Source organism: Nonomuraea sp. KM88, from assembly GCF_052245635.1.
GTDB lineage: Bacteria > Actinomycetota > Actinomycetes > Streptosporangiales > Streptosporangiaceae > Nonomuraea.
In genome coordinates this window covers 49,740-63,597 of sequence record NZ_JBQQCC010000009.1, presented here as the reverse complement: position 1 = coordinate 63,597, position 13,858 = coordinate 49,740, and the positions used below count along the sequence as shown (strand labels likewise).

The window sequence follows — 13,858 nt, the reverse complement described above, 5'->3', positions numbered from 1 at the left end:
GAACACTACCAGCCCGTTGGCTTTCCGGAACCCGCTTCTGCTGTGCCGGGTTGATACCCGAGAGATCGGTATGTAATCACCCTGTTACCCAGAGTTCACTAAAAAGGTGGAGCGACGTCCGAGAGGTCGTTCTCGAAGTCGCTCAGCCAGAGCCCGAACAGCACCAAACCGCGCACCCAGAAACGATCGTTCCACCCGTTGAACCTGGTCAGCGCGTCAGGGCCGCCCGCGATCACCTCGTGCAGCTCATCCGACAGCAGGCTCGGGACCCGGCTCACGAGGGTCTCCAGCATCCGGTGCGAATAATTTCGGGCAGGAACGGCCGTCGACCGCAGCGGCACCCGCCGCAGCGGCTGCTTGACGACGTTGGTCGACGGCAGCGCGGCGACCCGCGGGTTGGCGGCGTGCAGCACCTCGCGGTAGAAGCGCCCCTTGTCCTTACGGGCCACGCCGACCGACAGCGCCGCGTCGAAGAAGCCCGGATGGATGAACGGCGCCGCGAACGACGCCTCGGGGCCCACCAGGTTGACCACCGAGCGCGCGATGCCCCGCACGGTCCTGGTGTGCAGCACCGACAGCGGCAGCTCGGCCCGGTGCCCGTGGAGCATGGACGTGGCCGCCAGGAACTGCTCGCGGACGGTCTCCTCCATCCATTCCGCCGCCGCCTTGGACAGGAACGGCTGCGACGGCGCGCCCAGCGACAGCGACCTCAGCACGGCGGCCGAGCGCTCGGCCTGGGTCCTGGCCTCCAGGGCCGCCCCGCTGACCATGAAGTTCTTCAGCAGCGGCCCGCCCGCCAGCCCGTCGATCAGCATGCGGCCGGAGCCGTGCACCTCCTTGGCGAAGGGGGCGTACCAGGCGTGGTGAGGCGTCAGGTATTCGAGCCTGCGGGCCACGTCGACCGCGTCGGCGGGATAGTCGGCGGCGTCCTGGGTGATCACCCGGTGCGGGATGCCCAGCTCCCTGGTGATCGACTGGGCGAACGCGATGTCGGTGTCGGTGCCGTCGTCGGGGCTGGTGGTCCACGACTCGACGTCGGCACCGCGAGCCTTGGCCACGCTCGCCAGCAGGCGCGAGTCGTAGCCACCGCTGACCGGCACGAGCAGCTTGCGCCCTTCGTAGCCGGCGTACACGTCGTGCAGCAGCTCCACGATCTCGTGCGGGCTGATCCACGCCTCGTAGGGCTCGGTACGCAGCCAGCGCGGCAGCCTGCGCTCGATCATCGGCCTGTCGTGCTCGAACACCAGCGCGCTCGACCCCGGCAGGCGCTTGACCTCGGTGTACGGGGTCGCCTCGCCCATCGGGAACGTCGCCTGGATGATCGAGGCCCACGCCGCCCAGTCGATCTCGATCGGCACCAGGCTGAGCAGCGGCTGGATCAGGGACGAGAAGTAGACCGCGTCGCCGTGGCGCACGTAGTAGACGTCGACCAGCCCCAGCGCCCCCGTATGGAGGGTCACCCGGCGGCCGTCGCCGATCAGGCCGGGGGTCTCGTACGTCTCCGCGACCGCCATCCAGTCGTCCGGCCCGGCGGGCTTGCGCTCGCCCCAGGAGAACGCGAACCCCCCGCCGGCGCGATGGTAGGGCGGCAGCGGCGTGGAGCTGAACAGTGCGGCCTCGGGCGTCTGGAGCGCCGGCCGGACCTTCGGGCCCGCGGCGGTCAGCTTGCCGAGCATGGCGGTGTCGATCCGGCCGAGAGCGCCGCATACGTAGGGCCGCACGTTGAACTGCACCGGATCTCATCCCTTCGAGACGCTTGCTGCAAAAGAGTATCCTTTGCCGGGCCGAGAGAGCGGAGGGCCGGTTGTCTACTGAGCTGGAAAGCACGCGGAGGGCGTTGCGTGATGCCGTGGCGCAGGCCGAGCGCGCCGCCGAGCTGGCGAGGCTGCTGGGCGCCGCCCAGGCCAAGCTGGCGGCGGCGGAGCAGAGCGCCGAGGAGGCCAGGGCGCTGGCCGAGCAGCTGGGCGAGGCCGAGGAACGGCTGGAGATCGAGCGGGCGGCGGCCGACAAGCTCCGCAAGGAGCTGGCCGAGCAGCGCTTCCAGGCCGAGGTGGCCAACTGGAAACTCTCCTCGATCAAGGTCGCGCGATGGAACCGGCTCGGCGACGCCATCAAGAGCGGCAGGAACAACCCCATGCGGCTGGCCAAGGGGCTGAGGGGCGCCGCCAAGCCGGTCAAGCGGCCGTCCGCGCCCAAGCGCAAGCCCGTCGCCGGCGCGGGCAAGGCCAAGGACGAGCGCCCTGGAGCGGCGTTCCAGGCCACCAGCACCACCAGGACGCTCGGCGGCGCCTCGTTCAAGCTCAAGCCGTTCCGGGTGCCGACCGGCCCCAACACGCGACCCCACCTCACGGCGGCGGTGATCGCCGACCCGCACGCCGAGGCGCTGCTGCGCTACGAGTGGCGGCAGACGACCGGCTTCACGCCGCGCGACTTCGCCAGGGTGCTCCCGCTGGAGGTGCCCCACCTGCTCGTGGTCGAGTCCGTCACGCAGGGCCCGTGGGCCGAGGAGATCACCGGCGAGCCCGGAGAGGGGCTCAAGGCGCTGCTGGCCTGGTGTGCCGAGCGCGGCATCCGCACGGTCTTCTGGCACACCGGGGGAGACGTGGCCGCCTACGCCGCGGCGGCCGAGCTGTTCGAGCACCGCTTCACGACCGACCTGACCGTGGCGTGGCCGCGGCTGCAGTTCGGGGTGCAGCCCCGGGTGCACAACCCGCTGCCGCTGGCGGGCGGGCGCATCGACCGGGTGCTCACGCTCGACCAGCTCCTGCCCGGCCACCTGGCCTACCCCGACGTGCTGACCTCCTACCGCTGGCCGGCCGCGGCCGACTGCCCGTCGGGGACGCCCCAGTGGCGGCTGGCCGAGATCGCCGCCTGCGGCACGGCCATCGGCACCGAACCCGACGCGCGGCGGGCGCACGTGGCGCTGCGCAGGGCGTACCAGATGGGCACGATGACCGAGCGGATCGACGAGATGCTCGACGCGATCGGCCTGCCCAGCGCCCGCGCCACGCTCAACACCTCCGTCCTGCTGCCCATCCTCGACCCCTTCCTGATGGAGCACGCGCTGGCGCAGGTCGCCAAGCAGTCGGGCGTCGACCAGCTCATCGTCATCGGTCCGCCGGAGGCCGAGCTGCGGGCCCGCGACGTGCTGCCCGACGTGGACGTGATCTACCGCAGGCCGCAGCCGTCGATGACCGGGGGCGCGATGCTCAACGCCGGCATCGACCTGTGCGAGGCCGACCTGGTGGCGGTCATGGACCCGCGCGACGTCTACGGCGCCCACTACCTGTCCGACCTGCGGCGGGCGTTCCTGTTCAGCACCGCCGACATCGTCGGCAAGGCCGCCTACTACGCCCACCTGCGCAAGCCGCAGGCCACGCTGCTCAAGCAGCCGGACGCCGAATACTCCTACCTTCCCGAGATCGCCGGCGCGACCCTGCTCGCGCGTAGGAACACGCTGCGCGAGCTGCGTTTCGCCGACCTCACCGACGGGTGGGACGAGGTGCTGATGCGGCAGTGCCGCACCGACGGGATCAAGGTGTTCTCGGCCGACCGGTTCGGTTACGTGCGCGTGCGCGACGAGGACCGCTGGCTGCTGGGCGCCGCCCTCCTGGTCGAGTACGGCTCCGCCGAGCCGCACGCCCTCATCTGAGGCCGTCGCCATGACGCCCGGCGAGCTGGCCGAGGTGCTGGGGGAGCCGCCGGCGCCCGAGGGGACGTGGGAGCGGGAGGCCGCGTACGTCTCGGCGGCCGCGCTGCGGCGGCGCGTACCGCCCGCGGCGCTCGCCGCCCGGGTGCGCGAGGTCGGCGGGGTGTCCTGCGTGGACGTGCGCGAGGACGGGTTCCTGCGGATCGTCGTGAGCGTGCCGGGCGAGCTGGTCGAGGCTGTGGAGCCGCTGGACATCCCCGATCCCGGGTGGCCCGACTTCCCGCGCACCTGGGACAACCCCGGTTTCGTGGTGCGCTACGGCCACGCGCGGACCTGCGCCGTCCGGCGGTGGGCCCGCGAGCTGGGGGTGCCGTCCGGCGGCTATCCCGCCGGGCTGCCGGCCGACCCGTACGATCGGAGGGTGCTGCGGGTGCTGGCCGAGCTGCCGGGGCGGCTGGCGAGCAGGGATCCGCGGTGGGAGGCGTACCTCGTGCGGCTGGCGCTGGCCTATCACGACGCGCACGAGCGCGCGCCCGCCGTGCCGGTGGGGGACGCCCCGGCGGAGCCGGTGCACACGGCGCGGGTGCGGCTGGCGGAGGCGGTCGGCAGGGTGCTCGTCGGGCCTGATCGGTTCTGATGGCTCACAAAATATCCGGCCAAACGGCGAAATGGCGTAAAAATATCCCTTCTAGGGCGTGATCGCGTCTCGATCCGTGGTCACGAGTCCTGGGAGGGGTGGCGGTTCCGATAGCCTCGATCGGGTGAGTCGATACGCCCATCCCGCCGGGGACCGCCACGCCGAGATGATGCCCCACGAGCGCCCGCCGCTGGCGCCCGCCGACATCAACCGCATCAATCCCGCGATCTGGTCCCGAACGTCGACGCGCGCCGAGCAGGGCGCGCTCACCGTCGGCGGCGTGGACGTCCGCGACCTGGCCCGCGATCACGGCACCCCGCTGTACGTCCTCGACGAGGACGACGTGCGCTCGCGCATGCGCGACTACGCCACGGCGTTCGCCGACTCCGACGTCCACTACGCCGGCAAGGCGTTCCTGTGCAAGGAGATCGTGCGCTGGCTGCGCGACGAGGGTCTCGGGCTCGACGTCGCCAGCGGCGGCGAGCTGGCCGTCGCGCTGAGCGTCGGGTTCCCCCCGGAGCGCATCACGATGCACGGCAACAACAAGTCCGCCGCCGAGCTGACCAGGGCGCTGGAGGCCGGGGTCGGGCACATCGTGGTCGACTCGTTCGAGGAGATCGCCCGCCTCGGCTACCACGCCGAGCGGCTCGGCAAGCGGCCCAAGGTGATGGTCAGGGTGACCACCGGGGTCGAGGCGCACACCCACGAGTTCATCGCGACGGCCCACGACGACCAGAAGTTCGGGCTGTCGCTCAACTCCGGCGCCGCCGCGGAGGCCGTACGCCGCATCCTCGCCTTGCCGCAGCTCGAGCTCGTCGGGCTGCACTCGCACATCGGCTCCCAGATCGTCGACACCGCCGGTTTCGAGGTGGCCGCGCGCCGGCTGACCACCCTCCTCGTGCAGATCAAGGACGAGCACGGCGTGGTGCTGCCCGAGCTCGACCTGGGCGGCGGCTACGGCATCGCCTACGTCGACGGCGACGAGGCGCCCGACATCAAGGAGCTGGCCGACGGCCTGCGAGAGATCGTCACCAAGGTCTGCGTCGACGCGGGCCTGCCCGTGCCCCGCCTCACGGTCGAGCCCGGCCGCACGATCGTCGGCCCGGGCGGCATCACCCTCTACGAGGTCGGCACCGTCAAGGACGTCGAGGGCCTGCGCACCTACGTGAGCATCGACGGCGGCATGAGCGACAACGTGCGCACGGCACTCTACGGCGCCGAATACACCGCCGTGCTGGCCAGCCGGGAGAGCCAGGCCCAGCCCGTGCTCAGCCGCCTGGTCGGCAAGCACTGCGAGAGCGGCGACATCATCGTGCGCGACTGCCACCTGCCCGCCGACCTCGCCCCCGGCGACCTGATCGCGGTGGCCGCGACCGGCGCCTACTGCCGCTCGCTGGCCAGCAACTACAACTACCTGCCCCGACCCGCCGTGGTGGCGGTGTCGCGCGGCGAGTCCCGTGTGATCGTGCAGGGTGAGACCGAGGACGACCTGTTGAGGGGGCAGCTGTGAAACCGCTGAAAGTGGCGCTGCTGGGCTGCGGCGTCGTCGGCACCCAGGTCATCCGGCTCATGCACGAGCAGGCCGACGACCTGGCCGCTCGCATCGGCGCCCCGCTCGAGCTGGCCGGCGTCGCCGTGCGGCGGCTGGGCCGCAAGCGCGACGTCGAGATCGGCCCCGAGCTGTTCACCACCGACGCCGAGGCGCTGGTGACCCGCGACGACGTCGACATCGTGATCGAGGTCATCGGCGGCATCGAGCCGGCCCGCTCGCTGATCGTCGCCGCCCTGTCGGGCGGCAAGTCGGTGGTGACCGCCAACAAGGCGCTGCTGGCCGAGGACGGCGCGAGCCTGTACGAAGCCGCCCGCCAGGGCAACGGCGACCTCTACTTCGAGGCCAGTGTGGCCGGCGCCATCCCGCTGCTGCGCCCCCTGCGCGAGTCGCTTGCGGGCGACCACGTCAAGCGGGTGCTGGGCATCGTCAACGGCACCACCAACTACATCCTCGACAAGATGGACACCACGGGCGCGTCCTTCACCGACGCCCTGGAGGAGGCGCAGACCCTCGGCTACGCCGAGGCCGACCCGACGGCCGACGTCGAGGGCTTCGACGCCGCCGCCAAGGCCGCCATCCTGGCCGGGCTCGCCTACCACAGCCGCGTCACGGCCGCCGAGGTGCACCGCGAGGGCATCACCGAGATCACCGCCACCGACGTCGCCTCCGCCAAGGACATGGGCTACGTCATCAAGCTGCTGGCCATCTGCGCCCGCTCCGACGACGGCCGCTCCTTCGGGGTGCGGGTGCACCCGGCGATGATCCCGAGGTCGCATCCGCTGGCCGGGGTGCGCGAGGCGTACAACGCGGTCTTCGTCGAAGCCGAGTCGGCGGGGCAGCTCATGTTCTACGGCAAGGGCGCCGGTGGCGCGCCGACGGCCTCCGCCGTGCTCGGCGACCTCGTGGCCGTGGCCCGCAACCGCCTGGCCGGCACCCGCGGGCCCGACGAGTCCACCTACGCCGACCTGGCGGTGCACCCGATGGGGGAGACCGTCACGCGCTGCCACGTGGCGCTCGACGTGGCCGACAAGCCCGGCGTGCTGGCGCGGGTGGCGGAGCTGTTCGCCAAGCACGACGTGTCCATCCAGACGGTGCGCCAGGAGGGCCACGGCGACGACGCCCAGCTCGTCATTGTCACCCATCGCGCCACCGACGCCGCGCTGTCGGCGACCATGGAGGGGCTGCGCGAGCTCGACATCGTCCGCGCGGTGGCCAGCGTCATGCGGGTGGAAGGCGACGACTAGCGCACTTCTGTGCCAGATTGTGGCTGGCGGTCAGCGCATCGGGCGTAAGGTAGGCGCCGACCGAGTCCCGAGCGTTCGAGGAGCGCCCTTCATGTCCGCCGCCCCGGTCTCCATCGGGTCATCCATCGGGCCCGCCACCCCCAGCGGCTTCGTGCGCACGCCGGAGCAAGGGCTGGGCCGCCTTCACTGGGCCGACGGGAGCTGGGCGGTCGACGGGCAGCCGCCCGACGTTCCCGTGCTACGCCCGCTGCGCGGCCTGGAGGTCGAGTGGCCCGCCGCCGAGGTGCCGCTCGACGGCCTGCTGAGCCTGGCCGCCGCCGGCGTCCCGCTGACGGCCGGACGCGCGGAGCCCTGGGTGCCGGCCGGCCTCGCCGAGCTGCTCACCGACCGCGACTGGCTCGGCCACGCCGCCGACGGCGGCGCGCGCTCCCTGGCCGACCTCCGGCGCGAGGAGCACAGCGTACGCCTGCGCCGGCTGGCGCACCCGCTCGCGATCCACCCGAAGATCAGCATCGTCATGGCGAGCAAACGGGCAGGCCTGATCGGCGCGGCGCTGGCGCAGATGGAACGCCAGCGTGAGGTCGAGGCCGAGGTGCTGCTCGGGTTGCACGGGGTGGGGTTCGAGCAGGTGCGCGAGGCGGCCGAGTCCTGCTCGCTGCCGGTGAGGTGGATCGAGGCGGAGGCGTCGGTGCCGTTCGGCGAGGTGCTCAACCGCACGGCCGCGCTGGCGAGCGGCGACCACCTGGCCAAGTGGGACGACGACGACTGGTACGGACCCCGCCACCTGGCCGACCTGTTCATGGCGATGTCGTACACCGGCGCCGACGTGGTGGGCACGACCGCGGAGTTCTTCTACCTGGAGCCGCTCAAGGCGACGATCAGGCGTACGACGTTCGCGAGCGGGGCGCGGTATCCGAGCGAGGTGTGGTCCGATCACGTGGCCGGAGGAACCATCATGGTTTCTCGTTCAAAATTTGAGGAAATAGGGGGATTTCCTGCTGTGCCTCGGGCTGTCGATCTCGAATTTCTGAAAGCCGCGCAAAAGGCCGGCGCGCGAATCTACCGCACCCACGGGCTGGGCTACGTCCTGCGCAGAGGGCTCAGCGCCGACCACACCTGGCAACTGCCTCTCGCCCACTTCCTCAAGGTCGCCGCCAACCAGTGGCGCGGCTTCCGGCCGAGCCTGCTGCTGGAAGCCGCATGACGCCACCCGGGGGCGCCGCCGGCGCGTCCGCCCAGCCCACGCCCCGGCCCACGCCCCGGCACACGGCTGCCGGTCACGTCAGGGTGCGCGGCAACGACTACCGGGTTCTCGGCCCTCCTGAGCACGTCACCCCGGAGCTCACGGTCAGCGTCGTCATCCCCGCCTACGGCGGCCAGGACAAGCTCGACCTGGTGCTGCAGGGCCTGTCGCGGCAGACGTACCCGGCCGCGCTGACGGAGATCATCGTCGTCGACAACGGCACCTCGCCCCCGCTGCGCCTGCCCGGGGGCACGGCCGCCCGGCTGGTCGTATGCGACAAGCCCGGCCGGGCCACCGCCCGCAACGCCGGGCTCGCCGAGGCCACCGGCGACGTGATCTTCTGGCTCGACTCCGACGTGGTGCTCACGCGGGGAGCGATCGAGGCCCACATGCGCTGGCATCACGCGGCCCCCTACGCCGTCGTGACCGGCTACATCAGGTTCACCGAGGCCCCGCTGCCCGAGGTGCTGCCCGACGACCTGGAGGCGGCGTTCGAGCCGGCCGAGCCGCACGCCTGGATCGTCGACCTGGTCGAGCGCACCGACGGGCTCACCGCCAACCCGCAGCGCCCGTTCAGCCTGCACGTCGGTGGCGCGACCTCCGTCAACGCCCGCCTGATCGCGGCGACGGGCCCGATGGACGACGACCTGATCCTCGGCCAGGACACCGAGCTGGGCTACCGCCTCGCCCAGGCCGGAGCCGTGTTCGTCCCCGAGCCGCAGGCCCGCGCCTACCACCTCGGGCCCACCATGCGGATGCGCGACAAACAGCCGATCGACCGGGTGAGCCACGCCTTCGTCGCCGACCGCATCCCGGCCTACCGCTGGTTGCGCGGCCATCCGGCGCGGCGGTGGAAGATCCCGTACGTGACCGTGGTGATGGACGGCACCGTGGGTTACGACACCGTGCGGCCGGCGGTGGACGCCCTGCTCGCCGGCACCGTCCCCGACCTCTCCGTGCTCCTCACCGGCCCCTGGGAGCGGCTCGGCGGCGAGCGCCGCGCGCCGCTGAAGGACCCCGACCTCGAACTCGTGCTGGTCCACGGCCACTACGAGCACGAACACCGGGTGCGCCTGGCGTCCGCGGAAGAGATCGACCCGGCCGTGCCCTTCGTGCTGCGCCTGCCGCCCGGCTGGGCGCCCGGCGAGGACACCCTCGCCCGCCTGCTCGACCTGGCCCGCGACGAGGGCCTCGGCCTGGTGAACGTGCTGCTGCGAGAGTCGGCGGACGGCGTCGTCGCGGCGCGGCTGGAACGCGCGTCGGCCTTCGCCAGGGCCCGCATCGTGGCGGCACCGGACGAGGAGCTCGACGACGCGGTGGACGCGGTGTCGGGGGTCGCCTGGGTCGACGGCGAGACCTACGGGTTCACCGCCGAGCCCGAGCCGCCGGCCGGGCGGCGGGCGGCGTACAAGGCCCGCGTCGAGGCGCAGACGGAGGCGGCCAGGCGGGCCGGCGAGAACGAGCGGCTGCGGGCACAGGTGGAGAAGTGGAAAGAGGAGGCGGGGCGCTGGCGCAAGAGCACCGTCGAGCTGCGCCGCGAGGTCGGCACCCTGCGCCGCCAGATCGCCGCGGCCAACCGCGCCCAGCAGAGCCTGCGCGCGATGGTGTCCACCACTATGAGACGCGCCCTCCGCAAACGCCTGCGCGGCTGACCGCCCCGCGCGGCCGGAGCCGAGCCTGCGCGAACGGTCACCGCGGTGCCGGCGCCCAGCGCGCGGTCAGCTGGGGCGAAGGGCCGACTTCAGGCGTCTGAGCAGGGTCTTCTCGGACGGCTCCGCGGGCGCCGGCACCTGGGCGGGAATGGTGACCGGCTCCGGCGCGGGCGCGGGCGGCGCGGGCCAGTAGCGGTCTGAGGGCTCGTGGCGTACCCCATGGGTGGTGTCGATCACGTCGTCCAGGTCCGCGCCCGCCCAGCCCGTCGAAGGCGACAGGAGCACGGCGCGGCCGAGCGCCGAGGTGCGTTCGAGCCGGGCGGAGCGCCCGTCGGGCAGGTCCACGATCAGGATGCCCGCCAGATCCTTCTGCACCGATTCGATCATGCGCTCCAGCGTCGCCCGGTGCAGCGGCACGTCCGCCGGCCCTCGATAGCGGAACGGCGCCGGCGCGGGCGTCGGGGCGGCCTCGTCGATGAGGCGCACGCGTTCGTCGTGCGCGAACAGATCACGCATCAGCCGCAGCTCGAAACACGGGTCGGACAGCGTCACGCGCCGCTCGTCGTCCAGCCGCGACCACGGCCCGACCAGCGTCACCACGACGTCCTGCAGCTTGCCGTCCAGCGCCGCCGCCACCGCCCGCCGCACCACGGACTCGGACGTGTCGGTCACGTCGAGCACGATCTCGACGTACGGCACCAGCCACCGCCGCGCGCGGTCCTTCCGCAGATCCCTGCGGAGCGGGATCCGGTGCGCCAGGTACGGCTCGACCGCCCGCACGGCGCGTTCCCTGTCACGGTGTTGCGAGGGCAGCCCCAGGTGCACGGCCTGCGCCTCCATCTCGGGCACGAACACCACGCCGTGCATCGCCAGCCGGTAGGAGAACTCGGTGTCCTCGCCTCGCACCACGTTCGGGTCGAGACCGCCCACGGCGTGGAAGATCTCCCTGGGCAGGGCGAAGGTCGGGCCCGTACACACGTGGTAGGGGTTGCGGCTCTTGCGCAGCCCGTGGGTCTTGGCGATCGTCGCCTCGGTGGAGCTCGGCACGGCCTCGGCCAGGTCGAACACCTCGTCCAGGCGCTGCGCCGCGAAGACCTGGCGTGGCGTGACGGGCGGCGTGTCGACGAACTTCTTCATGCCGATGCTGACCAGATAGTCGGTCACGTGGTGCCAGCGGGCCATGGCCTCGATGTGCTCGCGGCAGGCCACCATGTCGGCGTCGAGGCGCTGGATGATCTCGCCGTCGGCGGCCTTGACGCCCGTGTTGACGGCGTTGGAGATGCCCCAGCCGTCGCGCACGCGGACGACGCGGGTGTTGACCGGCCTGATCTCGGGCAGCCGGATCGGCGGATCGCTGCCGTCGTCGACGACCAGGACTTCCATGAGATGGTCCGGGTACGTCTGCGCGGCCAGAGCGGCCAGCGTCAGATCGAGCCCCTGCCCGCCGTGAGCCGGTATCACCACGCTCACGGACAGATCCGGTGACCAGGCGCCTAGCTGCGGAACCGCTACTGGTGAATAGTCGTTCTGCCTCAAAGCAGGACGCGCGTTCATGGTGGTGACCCCCTGGCCGAGACCTTATCGGGAGATGCTGAGAATTTCCTGAATAGTGCCCCTGTCCAACGACTGTCCGGGGCAGGGGTACGTGGTCTGCGTCCGTCCCCGTGCCCGTTCCCGTGCCCGTTCCCGTGTCCGGCCCGTGGACGCGGCTCCGCGACGGTCGTCCGCACCCCGTACACTCTGTGCCGAACACCGCAGGTAGGGAGTCCATCATGAGCAGGTCGTGGCGTGGCCTCATCGAGGAATACCGAGAGCGTCTTCCCGTGACCACGAAGACGCCCGTCGTCACGCTGCTCGAAGGCGGCACGCCGCTGGTGCCCGCGCACCGCGTCTCCGCCCTGACGGGGTGCGACGTCTACCTCAAGGTCGAGGGCGCCAACCCGACCGGCAGCTTCAAGGACCGTGGCATGACCATGGCCATCAGCAAGGCGGTCGAAGAGGGCGCCAAGGCGGTCATCTGCGCCTCCACCGGCAACACCTCGGCCTCGGCCGCGGCCTACGCCGTCCGCGCCGGGCTGACCTGCGCCGTGCTGGTGCCACGGGGGAAGATCGCCATGGGCAAGCTGGCCCAGGCGCTCGTGCACGGCGCCACGCTGCTGCAGGTCGAGGGGTCGTTCGACGACTGTCTCGAGATGACCCGCAAGCTGTCGTCCAACTACCCGATCGCGCTGGTCAACTCGGTCAACCCGTACCGGCTGCAGGGGCAGAAGACGGCGGCGTTCGAGATCGTCGACACGCTGGGCGACGCGCCCGACATCCACTGCATCCCGGTGGGCAACGCCGGCAACATCTCGGCCTACTGGATGGGTTATCGCGAATACGCCGACGACGGGGTGGCGACGAAGCGGCCGCGCATGCTCGGCTTCCAGGCCAGTGGGGCCGCGCCCATCGTGGCGGGAGCGCCCGTCGCCCACCCGCACACGATCGCCACCGCGATCCGCATCGGCAACCCGGCCTCCTGGTCGCTGGCCACCTCGGCCCGTGACGAGTCGGGCGGGGCCATCCAGGCGGTGACCGACCGGCAGATCGCGGCGGCGTACAAACTGCTGGCGCAGGAAGAGGGCGTGTTCGTCGAACTCGCGTCGGCGGCCAGCGTGGCGGGCCTGCTGCAGGCTCACGCGCAGGGCATGGTCGAGCCAGGGCGGCGTGTCGTCTGCACGGTCACGGGCAACGGCCTGAAAGACCCCGACTGGGCCATCTCGGGTGCGCCGGCGCCTGTGGTGATCCCCATCGACGTCCACGCCGCGGCGGCGGCGCTCAACCTCGCCTGACGCCACACCAGGGCGCGGGGGCCACGGGGGAAGTGAGGAATCATGAGGCAAACGTGAGCACTGTTCAGATCCGCGTGCCCGCCACATCGGCCAACCTGGGGCCGGGCTACGACACGCTCGGGTTGGCACTGAGCCTGCACGACGAGGTCGAGGCCGCGCTCACCGGGGAGCCGGGGGCCGCCGTCACCGTCGAGGGAGAGGGCGCGGGTGAGGTCGATCTCGGCGAGGGCCATCTGATCGTCAAAGCCATGCGCACGACGTTCGCCCGCATGGGCGTGCCCCAACCGGCCGGGATCCGCCTGCGGTGCCGTAACAGGATTCCGCACGCCCGCGGGCTCGGGTCGTCGTCGGCGGCCGTGTGCGCGGGCATCCTCGCCGCGCGGGCGCTGGCCGGCCTGACAAATTTCTCCGACGACCAGGTTTTCGCGCTGGCCGCCGAGATGGAGGGCCATCCGGACAATGTCGCCCCCTGCCTGGCCGGCGGGCTGACCGTGGCCTGGTGCGACCACACGGGGGTGCCGCGTATGGTGAAACTGACTCCCGACGAGCGCATCCGTCCGGTGGTCGTGGTCCCGTCGACCCGGCTGTCCACGGAGGCCGCAAGGGGGTTGCTGCCGAAGGATGTGCCCCACAAGGACGCCTCCTTCAACGCCGGCAGGGCCGCGTTGCTGATCGCCGCGCTGACCCGACGGCCCGAGCGAGAGGTTCTGCTCGCCGCGACAGAAGATCGGCTCCACCAGCCTTACCGCGCGCCTGCGATGCCGGAGAGCGCGGATCTGGTAGAACGTCTGCGTGCGGTGGGTGTGCCCGCGGTCGTTTCGGGAGCGGGTCCCGCGGTTCTTGCGTTCCTTACATCGGATTCGCAGGATTTGATCGCGCCAGAAGTGGGTAATGACTGGCACATCCAGCAAATGGACGTCGACCCGGTTGGTGCGAACGTTCAGTTCCCCGAGACACGCTGATGCCTCTTTAGACCTTCAGGGAATAGCCGTGTGCGCTGGTGATGTTAGGCTGATAGCCGCACCAGATGCCCCCTTGGTGGGTGCGTGC

General features: G+C 71.6%; 10 protein-coding genes. 8 read left to right on the top strand and 2 right to left on the bottom strand.

Translation table 11 applies throughout. The annotated features are described in order from the left end of the window. Positions 1-98: 98 nt before the first annotated feature. Positions 99-1,733, bottom strand: a complete 1,635-nt coding sequence (locus tag ACTWPV_RS25870) for an asparagine synthetase B family protein (protein WP_443153760.1) — start codon at positions 1,731-1,733, stop codon at positions 99-101. Between the two features lie 104 nt (positions 1,734-1,837). Here ACTWPV_RS25870 and ACTWPV_RS25865 point away from each other — a divergent pair, with 104 nt between their 5' ends. The 6 genes from ACTWPV_RS25865 (at position 1,838) to ACTWPV_RS25840 (ending at position 9,977) form a co-directional block, all read left to right on the top strand. Continuing rightward, a complete protein-coding gene (locus tag ACTWPV_RS25865; RefSeq protein ID WP_443153759.1) occupies positions 1,838-3,652 on the top strand; it encodes a hypothetical protein in 1,815 nt (604 codons plus the stop codon). Between the two features lie 10 nt (positions 3,653-3,662). Further along, positions 3,663-4,286 (top strand): anticodon-binding protein, encoded by a 624-nt coding sequence (locus tag ACTWPV_RS25860; RefSeq protein ID WP_443153758.1) that lies wholly within the window; start codon positions 3,663-3,665, stop codon positions 4,284-4,286. A 124-nt stretch (positions 4,287-4,410) separates the two neighbouring features. Then, on the top strand, positions 4,411-5,796 hold the full coding sequence (lysA, locus tag ACTWPV_RS25855) for a diaminopimelate decarboxylase (RefSeq protein ID WP_443153757.1): 1,386 nt from the start codon (positions 4,411-4,413) through the stop codon (positions 5,794-5,796). After that, the gene (locus tag ACTWPV_RS25850; RefSeq protein ID WP_443153756.1) at positions 5,793-7,082 is read left to right on the top strand and encodes a homoserine dehydrogenase; all 1,290 of its coding nucleotides are present in this window, start codon (positions 5,793-5,795) and stop codon (positions 7,080-7,082) included. The genes lysA and ACTWPV_RS25850 overlap by 4 nt, the downstream gene beginning before the upstream one ends. Positions 7,083-7,173: 91 nt before the next feature. After that, the gene (locus tag ACTWPV_RS25845) at positions 7,174-8,286 is read left to right on the top strand and encodes a glycosyltransferase family 2 protein (protein WP_443153755.1); all 1,113 of its coding nucleotides are present in this window, start codon (positions 7,174-7,176) and stop codon (positions 8,284-8,286) included. Then, positions 8,283-9,977 (top strand): glycosyltransferase family 2 protein, encoded by a 1,695-nt coding sequence (locus ACTWPV_RS25840; protein ID WP_443153754.1) that lies wholly within the window; start codon positions 8,283-8,285, stop codon positions 9,975-9,977. The genes ACTWPV_RS25845 and ACTWPV_RS25840 overlap by 4 nt, the downstream gene beginning before the upstream one ends. 66 nt (positions 9,978-10,043) lie before the next feature. Here ACTWPV_RS25840 and ACTWPV_RS25835 read toward each other — a convergent pair whose 3' ends face one another. Beyond that, on the bottom strand, positions 10,044-11,447 hold the full coding sequence (locus tag ACTWPV_RS25835; protein ID WP_443153753.1) for a glycosyltransferase: 1,404 nt from the start codon (positions 11,445-11,447) through the stop codon (positions 10,044-10,046). 302 nt (positions 11,448-11,749) lie between these two features. On the opposite strand from ACTWPV_RS25835, the gene thrC reads away from it, so the two are divergent. Together thrC and thrB are read left to right on the top strand one after the other, a co-directional pair. Further along, positions 11,750-12,808 carry a threonine synthase gene (gene thrC / locus ACTWPV_RS25830; protein ID WP_347643787.1) on the top strand — a complete coding sequence of 353 codons (1,059 nt, stop codon included), beginning with the start codon at positions 11,750-11,752 and terminating at the stop codon, positions 12,806-12,808. A gap of 53 nt (positions 12,809-12,861) precedes the next feature. Further along, entirely contained in the window at positions 12,862-13,770 is a 909-nt protein-coding gene (gene thrB, locus ACTWPV_RS25825; RefSeq protein WP_443153752.1) for a homoserine kinase, read from the top strand. Positions 13,771-13,858 lie beyond the last annotated feature (88 nt).